14 protein-coding genes are annotated in these 15,156 nt (G+C 48.6%); 3 read left to right on the forward strand and 11 right to left on the reverse strand.

The window, feature by feature from the left end:
• Positions 1-109: 109 nt before the first annotated feature.
• A complete protein-coding gene (gene hydE, locus ACIFO6_RS19095) occupies positions 110-1,153 on the forward strand; it encodes a [FeFe] hydrogenase H-cluster radical SAM maturase HydE (RefSeq protein ID WP_430042924.1) in 1,044 nt (347 codons plus the stop codon).
• Between the two features lie 76 nt (positions 1,154-1,229).
• Complete coding sequence (gene hydG, locus ACIFO6_RS19100; protein WP_430042885.1) at positions 1,230-2,642, forward strand: [FeFe] hydrogenase H-cluster radical SAM maturase HydG; 1,413 nt, start codon at positions 1,230-1,232, stop codon at positions 2,640-2,642.
• Between the two features lie 113 nt (positions 2,643-2,755).
• Here hydG and hydF read toward each other — a convergent pair whose 3' ends face one another.
• From hydF to ACIFO6_RS19155, 11 genes are all read right to left on the reverse strand, one after another.
• On the reverse strand, positions 2,756-4,009 hold the full coding sequence (gene hydF / locus ACIFO6_RS19105) for a [FeFe] hydrogenase H-cluster maturation GTPase HydF (protein ID WP_430042887.1): 1,254 nt from the start codon (positions 4,007-4,009) through the stop codon (positions 2,756-2,758).
• Positions 3,996-5,444, reverse strand: coding sequence for an aspartate ammonia-lyase (locus tag ACIFO6_RS19110; protein WP_430042889.1), 1,449 nt, complete (start codon positions 5,442-5,444; stop codon positions 3,996-3,998). The genes hydF and ACIFO6_RS19110 overlap by 14 nt, the downstream gene beginning before the upstream one ends.
• A gap of 1 nt (position 5,445) precedes the next feature.
• A complete protein-coding gene (locus ACIFO6_RS19115) occupies positions 5,446-6,036 on the reverse strand; it encodes a 4Fe-4S dicluster domain-containing protein (protein ID WP_430042892.1) in 591 nt (196 codons plus the stop codon).
• A 116-nt stretch (positions 6,037-6,152) separates the two neighbouring features.
• Positions 6,153-7,634 (reverse strand): [FeFe] hydrogenase, group A, encoded by a 1,482-nt coding sequence (locus ACIFO6_RS19120; RefSeq protein ID WP_430042895.1) that lies wholly within the window; start codon positions 7,632-7,634, stop codon positions 6,153-6,155.
• 33 nt (positions 7,635-7,667) lie between these two features.
• Positions 7,668-8,264 (reverse strand): 4Fe-4S dicluster domain-containing protein, encoded by a 597-nt coding sequence (locus tag ACIFO6_RS19125; RefSeq protein WP_430042898.1) that lies wholly within the window; start codon positions 8,262-8,264, stop codon positions 7,668-7,670.
• Positions 8,265-8,293: 29 nt separating this feature from the next.
• Positions 8,294-10,456 (reverse strand): formate dehydrogenase subunit alpha, encoded by a 2,163-nt coding sequence (gene fdhF, locus ACIFO6_RS19130; protein ID WP_430042900.1) that lies wholly within the window; start codon positions 10,454-10,456, stop codon positions 8,294-8,296.
• Positions 10,457-10,585: 129 nt separating this feature from the next.
• A complete protein-coding gene (locus tag ACIFO6_RS19135; RefSeq protein WP_430042902.1) occupies positions 10,586-11,122 on the reverse strand; it encodes a hypothetical protein in 537 nt (178 codons plus the stop codon).
• Positions 11,123-11,265: 143 nt separating this feature from the next.
• Positions 11,266-11,646 carry a VOC family protein gene (locus ACIFO6_RS19140; RefSeq protein WP_430042903.1) on the reverse strand — a complete coding sequence of 127 codons (381 nt, stop codon included), beginning with the start codon at positions 11,644-11,646 and terminating at the stop codon, positions 11,266-11,268.
• Positions 11,647-11,997: 351 nt separating this feature from the next.
• The gene (locus tag ACIFO6_RS19145) at positions 11,998-12,954 is read right to left on the reverse strand and encodes a copper amine oxidase N-terminal domain-containing protein (RefSeq protein ID WP_430042904.1); all 957 of its coding nucleotides are present in this window, start codon (positions 12,952-12,954) and stop codon (positions 11,998-12,000) included.
• A gap of 359 nt (positions 12,955-13,313) precedes the next feature.
• On the reverse strand, positions 13,314-14,123 hold the full coding sequence (locus ACIFO6_RS19150) for an IS3 family transposase (RefSeq protein ID WP_430042906.1): 810 nt from the start codon (positions 14,121-14,123) through the stop codon (positions 13,314-13,316).
• Between the two features lie 5 nt (positions 14,124-14,128).
• The gene (locus tag ACIFO6_RS19155) at positions 14,129-14,419 is read right to left on the reverse strand and encodes a hypothetical protein (RefSeq protein WP_430042926.1); all 291 of its coding nucleotides are present in this window, start codon (positions 14,417-14,419) and stop codon (positions 14,129-14,131) included.
• Positions 14,420-14,663: 244 nt separating this feature from the next.
• Here ACIFO6_RS19155 and ACIFO6_RS19160 point away from each other — a divergent pair, with 244 nt between their 5' ends.
• Positions 14,664-14,771 (forward strand): YjcZ family sporulation protein, encoded by a 108-nt coding sequence (locus ACIFO6_RS19160; RefSeq protein WP_430042909.1) that lies wholly within the window; start codon positions 14,664-14,666, stop codon positions 14,769-14,771.
• Positions 14,772-15,156: the final 385 nt, after the last annotated feature.

A 15,156-nucleotide genomic window follows, 5' to 3' on the forward strand; every position in this document is an offset into this window, starting at 1 on the left:
GCCCTCTGATGTTGCTAGAATAATACATGTACGGTACAAGCAGCTGACGATGTGGGGTCCAGATGGACGAGGAAAGAAGGGATGAGTCACGGACGAATTATTACTGCGTCTGGCTGACGGCAAGGAATGGACGCATACGGAAATGATGGAGCTGCTGGTACGTCTGGAGGAAGAACCGACGGTGCGGACACAGTTACGAAAATTGGCAGCTCGCATCAAAATGGAGCGTTACGGTAAAGGTGTTTTTTTACGTGGATTAATTGAGTTCTCCAGCATATGTCGTCAGGATTGCATGTATTGCGGGCTGCGTGCTTCGAATAAGCAGGCGGATCGCTACCGTTTGCGACTGGAAGAAATTTTGGACTGTTGCGCGGAAGGTTATGAACTGGGATATCGGACCTTTGTCCTGCAAAGCGGCGAAGATTATTGGTTCACGGCAGCCCGGCTGGCCAAACTGATTCGGGAGATCAAAAGGCGTTTTACCGATGTGGCCGTTACACTGTCCATCGGTGAGCGGGATGATGCAACCTATGCGCTATTGTACGAGGCGGGGGCGGACCGCTTTTTGCTGCGGCATGAGACGGCTTCACCAAGTTTGTACGCTAAGCTGCATCCGACGATGACGATAGAAAGCAGGCGCAGTCGGCTGCTGGCCTTGCAGCGAATCGGATTTCAGATCGGGGCTGGATGTATGGTTGGTTTACCGGGACAAACGAACAGTGATTTGGCAGACGATTTGGTCTATTTGCACAGCCTGTCGCCGGATATGATCGGGATTGGACCGTTTTTACCGCATAGCAACACGCCCCTCCGGGATGCCAGTCAGGGAAGCATGGAAAAGGCGCTGGATATTGTTTCGTTGTCTCGGTTGGTCGTTCCAGATGCGCTTATTCCTGCATCCACGGCGATGGGAACGATTCATCCCCAAGGTCGGGAGAAGGCGCTACAGGCGGGAGCGAATGTAGTTATGCCCAATTTGTCGCCACTTGCGGTGAGGCCAAAGTATGCTATTTATGAAAATAAAATATGCTTGGGTGATGAATCTGCCCAATGTCGACATTGCCTGGAGCTGCGCATCCGTGGAGCGGGGTTTGAAGTCGATATGGGGCGTGGCGATAGTTTGAGGGTGCAGCGACAGCTCCTAAGTCAATGATGGGGCTGAACTAAAAAATAGTAGGTAACCATAGGATTTTGCGAAATCCTCACCATAATAAGGGAGATGGATCTACGTGAGTGAAGTACGGGAGAAAGTGTCGGCGGATTTCATTAATGAGGCAGAGATTATGGCAGCGGTGGAGCAGGGAAAGCAGGAAGCAACGGATCGAAACCGTATTTTAGACATTTTGGAGAAGGGAAGAGCTTGCCGGGGGTTGAGTGCGACTGAAGCGGCGGCTCTTTTACATGTGGATGATCCTGAACTGCTGGAGGAAATGTTTAGATCCTCACGGGCGGTGAAAGAGCAGATTTACGGCAATCGGATTGTGCTGTTTGCGCCCCTATATGTAAGTAATCACTGTGTCAATAACTGCGAATACTGCGGCTATAAGCATACCAATGACAGCTTTACCCGCAGCCGTTTGACGCCAGAGGAGCTGGTCGAGGAGGTCAGAGTGCTTCAGGAGTTGGGGCATAAGCGCCTCGTACTGGAAGCGGGGGAAGATCCGCTCAATTGTCCGATTGATTATATCGTCGATTGTCTGCGTCAGATTTATGAGGTTAAAGTGGACAATGGCAGCATACGCCGAATCAACGTCAATATTGCTTCCACAACCGAAGAAGACTATCGGAAGCTGGCAGAGGTAGGAATTGGTACGTATATTTTGTTCCAGGAAACGTATCATCGCGAAAGCTACCGCAAATATCATCTTCAAGGGCCAAAACGGAATTATGACTGGCACACGACTGCCATGGACCGCGCTATGCGAGCAGGGATAGACGATGTGGGTATTGGTGTGCTGTATGGTTTATACGATTTCCGTTATGAGACGATAGCTATGCTTAAGCATGCTGAGCATCTGGAGGAAGTGTTTGGCTGTGGTCCTCATACGGTTTCGGTTCCACGGTTACGTCCGGCTGAAAATGTGGATCTGGAGCGCTATCCGTATTTGGTTGACGACGAGGATTTTATGAAAATTGTGTCCGTTCTCCGACTGGCTGTACCTTATGCAGGTATGATTTTGTCTACACGTGAAGAACCGGAATACAGAGACCGTGTTATTGGTCTGGGTGTGTCACAAATTAGTGCAGGTTCAGCTACGGGTGTAGGGGCTTATGCAAAACAGGACACGGAAGATAAACCCCAGTTCGAGGTCGGGGATCATCGTTCGCCGATGGAAATCATCAAAAGTCTGTGTCGTGGCGGATATATGCCAAGCTATTGCACAGCCTGCTATCGCGAAGGAAGAACCGGAGATCGGTTCATGGAGCTTGCTAAAACAGGGCAGATCCACAATGTATGCCAGCCGAATTCGCTGCTGACCTTTCAGGAATTTCTATTGGATTATGGAGATGAAGAGGCGCGTGAGCTGGGAGCTGAAGCCCTGCGTGATAATTTGGAGCGTATCCCGCGTGAGTCGGCACGCCGTTTGACACTTGATAAGCTGGAACGCTTGGAAGCGGGCGAGCGGGATTTGTATTTTTAGAATATCGATCTTCTCTTTGGAATGGGGCAAATAAAAAGCAGCCGCGTGAGAGTCAGCGCGGCTGCTTTTGCGTGTATGGAGGCGGAATATGTTGCTTTAATCATCCGTTTCATTCAGGAATGGCTGCCAGCACCAACGGCTTGCTCCCATGCCAGTATAGCGGACGGGAAGCATTCGATGGCACGGGGGAAGACTCCCTGAACATAGGCAATGAAAATACCATAGTTCACGATGGGTACCCCGGCGGCTTCCGTTTCTGCCATTCGGTGAAGCATGGTACGTCGATTGAGCATGCAGGCCCCGCAGTGAATAACCAGCGCATATTCGCTTAGATCGTCAGGAAAGCTGGAACCGGATGCATGCTCAATGATGAGATGTTTACCTATCGTTTGACGGAGCCAACGGGGGATTTTCACACGACCGATATCGTCAGACTGACATTGATGCGTACAGGCTTCGGCAATGAGTACGCGGTCGCCATCCTTGAGACGGTCAATGGCTCTTGCACCTCGTACGAGTTCGTCAAGGTCACCTTTATGACGGGCGAACAGGATGGAAAAGGAGGTCAGGGGCACATCCTTGGGCGTATCTGCGGCTACCTTCATAAAAGCCTGTGAATCGGTAACGACCAAGCGGGGCTTGCGTCCCAGGCGCTCCAACGTCAGCCGTAGTTCATGCTCTTTGGTCACTATGGCGATGGCATCGCTCTCTAATGCATCGCGGATCGTCTGCTGCTGTGGCAGAATCAGTCGGCCCTTTGGCGCAGCTTTGTCGATTGGAACGACCAGCACGACAAAATCTCCGGGCGACAGCAGGTCACCGACGATACGGAAACGATCCTCGTTTTGCGGAAGGGCATCCTTGATGGCCTTTTTCACTTCCGCGTCTCCCCATAGTTTAGAGGCACTGAAAGGAATCAGGGATAAATCCAGTTCAGCCCCCAGCGTTGCAGTTATTTTCTCTGTCTCTGCCAAGATGTCCGTCTTGTTTAATACACCAATGACGGGAATCTTCTTGGCACGCAGCTTTTCGAGTAATTCATGTTCGAATGCGCTAACCCCAACAGTAGCATCGAGGATTAGCAGTGCCAGATCCGTGCTGTTTAATATTTCCAGCGTTTTGTTGCGACGCAGTGCTCCGATCTCACCCTCATCGTCCAGTCCGGCGGTATCCACCAGAACAATGGGGCCGACAGGGAGCAGCTCCATCGGCTTGAAAACCGGGTCCGTGGTCGTTCCTCCTACGGGAGATACCACGGCGGCGGGCTGGCCGGTCAGGGTGTTCAGAATGCTGGATTTGCCAGCGTTGCGGCGACCGAGCAGGGTGATGTGCGGTCGGTTGCTACGGGGGGTATCATTCATTCCCATCGTGAATTCCTTCTTCCTGCCCCGGAATACCGGGCTTGGTTACTGTATAGGGATGGCACAATTGCTCCATGCGCGAGCGTGTCAGCAGACCGCGTTCTTCGGCAATATCCTCCGGTGTGCGGCCCTGCGTAATGGCTGCTGAGGCAATGGAGGCAGCTTCATCATGGCCAAGCTCCGCGACCAGCGTAGAAGCCATCACAGCGGAGTTACGGAGATTAGCTGAACAGCGGTCCTCGCATACGATCAAACCGCGTACACACCGTTCATCGAACAGCCGAACGGCGCCGTCCAGAATGTGTAGCGATTCCAGCAGTGATTCGGCAATCAGCGGCAGGAATGCGTTTAGCTCTAGCTGCCCGGAGGCAGCCGCCATAGTAATCGCTGCATCTTCGGCTATCACGCGCAACGCCGTTAGTCCGGCCAGTTCAGCCATCACCGGATTAACCTTGCCAGGCATAATGGATGATCCGGCCTGAACTGGAGGTAGAGTGAACTCGCCAATACCGCCGAGAGGACCGGAGGCCAGCAGGCGAAAATCGCCTGATATTTTGAACAGGTTCACAGCAGCGGCTTTGAGCAGACCAGATACCTCCACAAAGACATCCATATTCTGAATCGGGTCCATCGGGTGGTCACTTCGGCATAGCCCAAAGCCAGTCTCGTCCGCCAGCTTCTCTACCATCCGATAGCTGTAAGCACGAGGCGCATTCATGCCTGTACCAATCGCTGTACCGCCGATAGGGATTTCCCGCAGCCGTTCCTCGGCTTTGTAGAGCCGCCAGCGGTCACGTGCCACGGCTTTTGCGTAAGCACCAAAGCCTTGCCCGGCCATCATGGGCAGGGCATCCATTAGCTGTGTGCGACCTAGCTTGAGCAGATCGGCATATTCCGTTTCTTTGTGCTGTAAAGACTCTTGTAACGAAGCCATCGCGTCACATAAAGGACGAAGCAGTCGAATGGCCGCAATTCGTAATGCTGTCGGATAAACATCGTTCGTGGACTGACAGCAGTTCACATCATCCAGAGGATGTACCAGCTCATACTGTCCGGGTTTTCCACCAAGCCGCATAATCGCCAAATTAGCAATGACCTCGTTGACGTTCATGTTGGTGCTGGTGCCTGCACCGCCTTGCAGGGCATCGACTGTGAACATATCCAGATGCCGTCCGGCGAGCAATTCATCGCAGGCGTCTATCATTGCAGCCGCCCGGTGGGGAGGGAGCCGATTTTGCTCACAGTTCACCTGAGCGGCTGCTTTCTTCACCAGTACTAGCGCGTGAATCAGCTTTTGATTTACAGGTCTGCCGCTGACTGTAAAGTTGTTCATCGCACGTGCGGTATGAATGCCGTAGCAGGCATTGGCTGGAATCTCCATTTCCCCTAGCGCATCCCGCTCGGTTCGCGTATCTTTTTGCAGAGGAAAGGCTTCGGTCATGTCACAGACCCGTTGCCGGAATGCGCGTCATATGCAGTAACTGGCGTGCGCTCGCAGCACGTTTTTCCTCAACACGGGCGTGAACCAGATCAGGCTCAACCAGCTTGAGGGCACGTGTTGGGCATTTTCCAATGCAGGCGGGACCCCCCTCTACACCTTCACACAGATCACATTTGCTGGCAATCATTCGCTCTTTGGGCTGCAAACGTCCCGACACATTCGTGTACAGTCCATCCTGTACTACAGGCCGCCCGTCCCGATATTCGGGTACCATGGTAATGGCACCGTAAGGGCAGGCAATCATACAGGTTTTACAGCCGATACAGCTCTCGCTGTTAATGAGAATACAGCCGTCCGCGTTCGTAATGGAGCCGTTCGGACAAGCGTTGGCGCAGGGTGCATCCTCACAGTGACGGCATTGGACAGGGGCAGTGACCCCAATGGATTTGATGACCTTCAGACGCGGGTGAAAATGAAACTCATCATCCGGCGAGATAAAAGGGTTACCTGCTGAATGTGCGATGACACATGCGATTTCACAGGTACGACAACCGATACACTGATCGGGATCAGCTAAAACAAAGCGGTTCATACAACTCGACTCCTTTCTAACTAACGACAAAATACAATGGGTACAGTATGAAAAGGTTTAAAAATGCAATTTGTTGGTGCAGAACATGATGAGCACAGGATGAACATGAACAAGACTCAGCAGCTTCTTTTTGCATGGAGAGGGGGGATGTCGCCTGGTCCGCGCTTTTGGAAGGTCGTGTGCAGCAAATGATGCGATACATGACCAAGCGGCTCACCTAAAAATTCATCGTACAGCTTAATAATGTGAGGGTTTTCATGTGATTTTCGCACCTGAAGCCCCGCATCATGTCCATAAATAGAGGATTTGCGTGCCCGGTAAGCTTCAATCCGGTGTTTTTCCAGCATGAGCTTGGGTTGACCGCCTCCGCTAATACATCCGGCAGGACAGCCCATGACCTCAATAAAATGATAATCACATTCGCCTGCCTGCACACGATCCAGCAGCCCATAGGCATGTTGCAGCCCCGCGACGACCGCTACCTTGAGTTGCAGCTCACCCACCTGAACCTCGGCGACTCGAATGCCTTCCTCACCGCGTACAAAATCCAGTTGGAGCTTCGGTAGCTTTTCATTCGTCAGCAGCTCGTAGCCTGTACGGATGGCGGCTTCCATCACGCCTCCGGTTACACCAAAAATGGACCCTGCTCCTGAATAACGTCCTAGCGGTGAATCGAATTCTTCATCTGGCAGATTCATAAAATCAATGCCGCTTTTCTTGATCCAGTATGCCAGTTCACGCGTTGTCAGTACCTCATCCACGTCACGGTACCCGTCGGATTCCATTTCAGGACGATCACATTCGAATTGCTTGCAGGTACAAGGCATGATCGCGACGCTATAAATGTTCGCAGGTTCCACCTCGTCCAGTTGGGCACCATAGGTTTTGACCAGCGAGCCTAGCATTTGCATAGGTGATTTGCAGCTGGATAGATGGTCTAGCAGATCGGGATATTCAATCTCGGCAAACCGAACCCATGCCGGACAGCAGGAGGTAAACATTGGTAGCGGCCCACCTTCGGTTACACGACGAATCAGCTCGGTGCCTTCCTCCATAATGGTGACATCAGCTCCAAAGTTGGTGTCATATACCCGATCAAAGCCAAGACGGCGCAGGGCCGCAGCCATTTTTCCTGGAGTGAGCGTGCCAAATGGCATACCAAATTCCTCCGCGATTGAAACGCGAATGGCTGGAGCACATTGGACGATCCGAAACTGTCCCGGTTTCGTCATCATGTCGGTTACCTTATTCAGGCTACCGCTATAATAGGCAGCGAATAGCGGTTCTCCGATGTCAGCAGGCATATCGCGCTCACGCAAGCGCTCCTGTCGTCTGTTGGCGGCTTCCTGCGGGGACGAATCTGCCCAATCGGATGCGTATACGCTGCATATTTGTACACATTGGCCACAGATCACGCAGCGGTCTGCATTCACGGTTTGCGACTCTCCGGGCTGTCCTTCTATGGCATCTACCGGACAAACCCCTGCACAACGTCTGCACCCGGTACACATACTGGGATCAATGTGAATAATGGGGTTGGTGTAATCTGTCGTTTCCATACAAGGAGCCGAAGAGGCATTGTTAGTTGTTATGGACATCTTTTTTCTACCTTTCTGCGGCTGATTTTGGCCTTACAGGCGAGGGAAGAAGACTTCCCGCCGACGCTCGGGAAGCGGATCGGACTCGACTATAGCCAGCCGTAGTACATCGTTTGGACAGGCTTCTACACAAGCAGGCTGTCCTCCGTTTGTGTCTGCGCACAGGTCGCATTTGCCTGCGGCGGTACGGGGGAGAGCCTTGTGAGCGGCACGATCAGTCAAGCCGGGCTGCGTCATCACACGTCCTTCCCGGTAGACGGCAGATACCTCAATGGCCCCGAAGGGACAGGCCAAAACACAGGAGGTACAGCCGATGCACAGCTCCTCGTCAATCATGACCACACCGTTCTCCTGTCGAATGGCCTGAACCGGACAGGCATGTGCGCAGGGTGCATTCTCACAATGCCGGCATTGCACAGGCACATACGTATCCCCGGCGCGTACAACATACACCTTAGGTACGACAGGCACGCTGACGGTTCCGACCGAAGCGCCTATGCCGTTAGTCTGACTGTGAACGGCGAAGCAGGCTAGCTCGCAGGCTTTGCAGCCGATACAGTGCCCGGCATCTGCGACCACAAAGGAAGAGGCGACAGCGCTTGTTCTATCGGCTACTCCCATTCTACTCATCGGACGGCTCATCTCGTTTCGTGCCCCGCTCATCTCGTCACCTTATCCGCCAAAACAGCTTCCTGAACGTTCATTTGTCTGCGAATCCGTTGGTACGATTCATGTACATCACGCTCGGCCTGTGCTTGGTCGGCGATCCGTTCCAGCCGAATGGCGCAGTATTTTAATTCCGGGGTCTTAGATACCGGATCGAGAAAATCAGCGGTCAGCTCGTTACATGCTCCAACCCACCAGTGATAGGTCATATAGGTCGCGCCTTGCTGCACACGGTCACTAATCTGCGCCCGTGCCATAATGCGTCCACGACGGGAGGATATGGCAACAATTTCGCCATCGAGAATGTTCAGATCTGCTCCGTCTTCCGGGCTAATCTGAATAAAGCCAGGCTCATCAGACAGTTGGCGCAGCGCACGGCAGTTACCGGTCATGGTACGCACGGAGTAATGGCCTACCTCACGAACTGTAGATAAGACAAGCGGGAATTTCTCATCCGGCTGTTCTTGTGGCGGACGCCATTCGCAGGCGAATAATCGGCCTTTGCCACTAGGTGTAGAAAATTGATTCCCTTTGTACAAATACGGTGTACCAGGATGATCCTCTGTAGGGCAGGGCCATTGCACGCCGCCTTGATCCTCCATTTTTTGGTAGCTGGCACCAGCGAATAACGGGCAGAGGCTGCGCATTTCATCCCAAATTTCCTCTGTGTTTGCATAGGACATAGGGTAGCCCATGGCGGTAGCGACTTCGCTAATAATGGCCCAGTCCGGCTTAACGTCACCTTGTGGCTCGACCGCTTTGCGAATGCGCTGAAAGCCGCGGTCTGCCGAGGAATACACACCATCATGCTCGCCCCAAGAGGTGGAAGGGAGGATGATATCGGCGTGCAGCGCCGTTTTATTCATGAAAATATCCTGCACCACGACAAATTCCAATTGGTCTAGCGCTTCACGTAATTCCGCGGCGTTCGGATCACTTTGCACAGGGTCCTCGCCGAAAATATAATAAGCTTTCAGCTTGTTCTCCTTCAGGATGAGGTGTGGCACCTCCGTAAGGGAATATCCTTTTTTACGCGGCAGCTCAACACCGTATGCTTTTTCAAACTTTTTGCGAACCGTGCTATCCGTTACTTCCTGATAACCAGGATATACATTCGGCAATGCGCCCATGTCGCAGGAGCCCTGGACATTGTTTTGCCCCCGTACAGGCCCAATCCCCACATTCGGCTTGCCCAGATTTCCGGTCAACAGTGCAAGAGAAGCGAGTCCCTTTACCACGTCAACGGCCTGTGAAAATTGACATACGCCCATTCCATACAGAATTGTAGCGGTAGGGGCCTTTGCATATTCCCTCATAGCTGCTCGAATGTCAGCCGTCTTGACTCCCGTAATGCCTTCCGCATATTCGGGCGTATATTTTTGAATGCTGTCTACGTATTCGGCAAAGCCTTCTGTGTTTGCTTCCACATATCGTTTGTCGTACAGTCCTTCATGTACAAGCACATGACCAAAAGCATTCACCAAAGCCATGTTCGAACCGCCTTTTAGAGGTAGCCACATATCTGAAATGCGTCCAGTTTCAGTCATGCGCGGATCACATACAATAATTTTGGCACCTCTTTGCTTGGCAGCTACAATGCGTCTTGCGACGATTGGATGTGTTTCGGGTGCATTATACCCAAACACGAAAATAAGATCAGAGTGTTCAATTTCTGGAATGGAGTTGGACATGGCCCCGTCCCCGAGTGAGTATGTCAAACCAGCCACAGAAGGGCCATGGCATACACGAGCGCAATGATCAATATTGTTCGTGCCAATGACCGCCCGCATGAACTTTTGCATGACATAGTTGGCTTCGTTCCCCGGACCGCGTGCGGAGCCTGTTCCCATAATGGAATCGGGTCCGTATTTTTCCTTGATGGCTAATAGGCGTTCAGCGGTATACTGAATGGCTTCTTCCCACTCCACTTCCTCCATGACTCCATTTTTTCGAATCAGGGGCTTGCGCAAGCGTGCGGTTAGAATTTGCGGGTCATTCAGAAAATCCCATCCATAATGTCCTTTCAGACACAGTGTTCCTTCGTTTGTACGACCACCAGCCGGCTCTGCGCCAATTACCTGTCCTTTGTCTACTAGCAAATGAAGCTGACATCCGCTTCCGCAGTAGGGACATACGGTCAATACCTTGTCTGCCATGTGTGCAGCACCTCTTTTTATATGAATTAGATGAAGCTCGTAACATGAAAAAAAGCCAATACAAAAATGCCGCTTTACGCTGCATCCTGTACTGGCTTATCCGCGGGCGAGGAAACAAGCTCCTTCCCGCTAATCCAACCGGTGTATGTGTTGTAATTCAAGAGTAATGATAATATGTCCGTCCCCATGGACGGAGGGGCAGACTTCCCAAGTGTAAGTGAAGGGACTGCCAAGTGTTTTTTCAGCTTCACTCATAAATTCTTTTTCCAGATAAGGACGAAGGACGTTCCAATATTCCCTGACCTTGTCCTCGGCCCCTTCATGAACGAGAATTTCGGACAGGTTGGATAATGTTCCTCGAATTTCTACCGTAATCCGGAGTGGCGAATCCAGTGAAACCTTGACGTTTTCTGGTCCTTTTCCTCGATAATGCTTGACAATGCATACGGCCAGCTTCCTGATGCGCTCACGGTATTCCCATTCGGTATTCAACATCTGAACACTCCGCTTCGAATCAAAATAAAAGCGTGCTTGCCGCACATGCCAGACAGCCTGTGTAGCTGATTTGCAGCAGAACGCCCCCGTCCCGCCCAAAGTGGTCTGCCCAGCACGGCGTATCACTCTTCTATGGTAGAACAGGTTGACCCGGAAAGATGTGAAATTCATTACACTAAGCCATAATTTTACATAGAAGAGGTTGGGGTGGACCAGATTGGCGGTTAGTGAGGTCAATCGAATGACTTTAGTTTGCGGCCAGCATATATGAAAAAGCCCTCTTAAACGGAGGGCTTTTACTCTTTTATCGTAATTTACTTTTTTTCCATTACAGCAAAGTAATTTTCTTCATTGTCTGCAAAGTTAAATACTCTGCCGGAAGGCATATTTACAATTTCTCCGACTTTGACATTTTTATTGGATAAGTCGCCATGTAATTGATCGAGATTTTCGGAAAAAAACATTAAAGAAGGTGTACCGAGATTTAATTCAGGTGACATTTTAGCAACGAATTCCTTATTATGGAGAATGATACTTGTTTCTGCACCCTTTTCAGGAGCAATTTCAATCCATCTCATTCCTTGACCATTATTTTCTTCAGAAATTACATTAAATCCTACTTTTTCTGTCCAAAAATCCAGTGACTCATCTTGGTTATTGACATACAACATAATTTGACCGACTTTACTAATCATTGATTTTTCACTCCTTTGTATAAATAATTACCCAACTCGATGATCCTAATCCTTACTATAGGCACAAGTTTCTTTACTGAACCAGACGCCAGTATTATTACTACTACAGACAGAGCTGACTTGTGGTATGATTCCCCCATTGTCATTCACAAAACTAATCTTGTGGTCTATTTAGTGTTTTTTCTTTTTCAAATATTGTCTGTTCATAACTTGCGATTTTATAATCCATGCGTTCCAACACGTTCTTCATGTCTTACATTGCTTTTTGTTTAGTCAGTTCTATAGTGATCTTCGAAGCACTCGATAAAATTATTTATACTGTCGTGCTGATTCTCAGAAAAAAGTCTAATATTATCTTTGAGACACCAAAATATCCAATTGAGGATATTCAGAATTCATACTTTTGTACAATCGGATATAATAAGAATTTCGACCGACATTGTAGTAATCGGTTAAAGAGAGATTACCTAAAGACAGGTCTTCGGCCCATTTACTCTGATCTCTTCCTCGTGGTCGCTCCCTTTCAACTGGCGTACCGTATGCCAATTGCATTTTAGAACTAATTTTAAAGAAACGATCTATATAGTTTTGCATGTTACTAAATTTTTCAGGAAATAAAATCTGTCCGTCAATCAGTTTAGTGCTGTTTTTATTCTTCCCGGATAGGATATAAGTGTAAACTGCTTTGTACCCGTTGTATTCACCTTTGTAGTCCAAATAAGTATAGTACATATTACTCATACCATAATCATCCAATTCAGTGACAGCATTAATGAGGGGCAGTGTTTCAGACCTTTTAATTTGCTGAACTGTCATACCCCATACAGCATTTCTAAAATCTTTCCCTTGCAATTCTGGAGGGGTATTTTGGTTTTTATTTGGTGCAACTCCAATCCATGCGTACTGTTCTGTTGCGTTACTGCCAAACGGTCTCCCAAGCGCCTGCGAAATGGCGCGCAGAGGAAGGTAAGTTACTCCATTGTATGATTTAGAGCTAACAGGCATACGAATTTCTTTTCCGTTGATATACATATTTTTATCACCCACTACAAAGGTAATCGAATTATTGGAATTTGTTATTTTTACACGATCAGGAATATCGGGATCTACAGCAGCTGTATAGCCTAATTTTTTTAACAACGGGACAACCGGAACCATAAGTGTGTTACTTTCAATGCGAGGGGCAGATTGAAGTGTCACAATCTTTCCATCCAAAAAAATACGATAATTCGACGGATTCGCATGAATTGTTGGAATCGTTCCAAAATAGACCACACAAATGAATAATAGGACAAGAAGGCGCTTCATAATAATCTCCTCTTTCTGGTATTTCATGAATTTGCAAATGCTCATTTTATAAGTAGTCTATCAGACCTAGGAATATTTTTCTATCTGCAAATGTATTGAACGGAACATATGTTTCTATTGTGATTTGTACTTAGTGTTGTCACCTTAAAACACAAGCAGAAGTAAAGTAAAGCTGTCCGCTGGGAAATACTTATTAAATATTTATCCTAGAACTAAATGCCTAGTTTCATATGATGAGGAGTAATCTTGTGTCCTTATTCCACCTTATAGCCTTAACCTATCACTTCTATAGAATATATATGTTAAAAAAACTTGTTACATCTGGTCATACCCCTGTCAAGTAGACAGATGAAAAAAAGCTATGCTGCCAGCGCGCATCGATATTCAATCGGTGCGCGTTGTTTGAGTCTGGCTTGAAAGCGGCGGTAGTTGTAATCGTACATGTAATCTTCCACTGCTTGTCGAATCTCTGCTTCTGAATTACACGGGTTAAGGTACAGCTTCTCGGTCTTGAGATGCAAAAAGAAGGATTCGATGCATGCGTTATCCAGGCAGGTTGCTTTGCGAGAGTGGCTGCCTTTCACGCCGAATGCTTCTAATCGTGTGTTGTACGCCTGAGACGTATATTGGAAGCCCTGATCCGAGTGGAGCACGGCTTCCGAAACGTCTCTTTTTTGTGTCCACTGTTCCACCGTATCCAATACGAGTTGAACATCATTCCGTTTGGACAACTGCCAAGCTACAATCTCATTGTTAAACAGGTCTTGAATCACGGACAGGTAAACAAATGTGGTTCCATCCGTAATATAGGTAATATCCGTCACCATTTTTTGCTGGGGAGCTGTGGCATGGAATTTGCGTTTCAGGCGATTCGGATAGATGACAGAAGGTGTATAGTTGGACTTCTTTCTCTTCCTGCGAATCACCGATTGGATCGATAGCTCCCGCATGATTCGCCATACTTTCTTGTGATTGACGTTCAGACCTGCCTCACACAACGCTGTTGTCATGCGAGGATAACCAAACTCTGGGTTTGTAAAATGAATAGCCATCATGTGTTCTTTGATCTCGCGATCCTGATCTTGTCTTGCGTCTCGCTGTAGCTGTGTAGCTCGCCATTTGTAGTAACTCGGGGTATTCCGGCGTGTAATGCCATGTAAGCTGCGCAATTCATCTACGATGTCGTAGTTCTCACGTTGGTTGGGCGCTTCTCCTTTACTAGATTTGGATACCGCTTTTTTAAATAGTCCACCTGTGCTTGGAGATAGTCTCGCTCTTTCTCCACACTGCCAAAGGCTGTACGAGGACGTCCCTTCAGTGGATTCGTTACATTCCTTTTTCGCTCATCGAACGCTTCCCCGTTTTTCCACTTTTTCACCCACACCTTCAGTTGTGAACAATTCCGAATCCCCTCACGCTCAGCGATCACCTTATAACTTGAAGTACCTTCGACATACGCTCTCACCGCATTCAATTTGAATCTTCGGTATACGTCTGGAATGTTTGCCCTTTTTCGCCATAAAAATATCCCCTCCAAGCTTCACTTGAACCCCCATGATAACATGAAGGTTTTTTTAAGTGTCTACTTGAAGGGGATAATACCACTGTGGCTAAGCTGGTGGGGTGTTTTTATGTTTGCCTGTATGCCCGGTCAGAGAGTGTACTTATACATATATTAAGGTGATAACAAATAAAGGAGGGCTTAAGCTATGAGTGGATGTGCAGGTCCAGCTGTTTGCGGTGTGGGGACTTCTACAGCGGCAATTTTAGTGCTCTTTATTCTGTTGGTTATAATCACTAAAGCGTGTTGGGTTTAATTGTGAAAGGAACTGTTGAATAAAAAAGCTCTGCTAACCTTAATTGGTCGGCAGAGCTGTTATCGTTTCTAACAGGTCCGTGTTAGCTGGATTATATTTCGATTTAGCTTCTTCATATAATTTTCCGAGGTTACGAAACTCAATTGTCGTCCTTTACCACGTTGAAAATATGTTTACTTTTTAATATTTTTCGTATATATTAATATTTGGAAATTATCTTTTCACAAATATTTCCTACAAAGCTAGATTAAATTAACAGAGGAGATTATTTCAATGAGCATTTCATTAAGAATAGAACGCAAATCCGGTGGTGAACCAATCGAGTTTGTAAAAGGTGAAATCATTGGCTTTACTTATAAGAATAATCACGCCTGTTGATTAACCA

It is taken from the genome of Paenibacillus sp. NRS-1781, from assembly GCF_050467745.1.
In the GTDB taxonomy this organism is placed as follows: Bacteria; Bacillota; Bacilli; order Paenibacillales; family Paenibacillaceae; genus Paenibacillus; species Paenibacillus terrae_A.

Excerpts from the sequence above, each read along its gene's own strand:
- ACIFO6_RS19110 (WP_430042889.1), bottom strand. The coding sequence starts at position 5,444 with ATGACCGAAGCCTTTCCTCTGCAAAAAGATACGCGAACCGAGCGGGAT.
- ACIFO6_RS19125 (WP_430042898.1), bottom strand. The coding sequence starts at position 8,264 with ATGAGTAGAATGGGAGTAGCCGATAGAACAAGCGCTGTCGCCTCTTCC.
- fdhF (WP_430042900.1), bottom strand. The coding sequence starts at position 10,456 with ATGGCAGACAAGGTATTGACCGTATGTCCCTACTGCGGAAGCGGATGT.
- ACIFO6_RS19145 (WP_430042904.1), bottom strand. The coding sequence starts at position 12,954 with ATGAAGCGCCTTCTTGTCCTATTATTCATTTGTGTGGTCTATTTTGGA.
- ACIFO6_RS19115 (WP_430042892.1), bottom strand. The coding sequence starts at position 6,036 with ATGAACCGCTTTGTTTTAGCTGATCCCGATCAGTGTATCGGTTGTCGT.
- hydF (WP_430042887.1), bottom strand. The coding sequence starts at position 4,009 with ATGGGAATGAATGATACCCCCCGTAGCAACCGACCGCACATCACCCTG.
- ACIFO6_RS19160 (WP_430042909.1), top strand. The coding sequence starts at position 14,664 with ATGAGTGGATGTGCAGGTCCAGCTGTTTGCGGTGTGGGGACTTCTACA.
- ACIFO6_RS19140 (WP_430042903.1), bottom strand. The coding sequence starts at position 11,646 with ATGATTAGTAAAGTCGGTCAAATTATGTTGTATGTCAATAACCAAGAT.
- ACIFO6_RS19135 (WP_430042902.1), bottom strand. The coding sequence starts at position 11,122 with ATGAATTTCACATCTTTCCGGGTCAACCTGTTCTACCATAGAAGAGTG.
- ACIFO6_RS19120 (WP_430042895.1), bottom strand. The coding sequence starts at position 7,634 with ATGTCCATAACAACTAACAATGCCTCTTCGGCTCCTTGTATGGAAACG.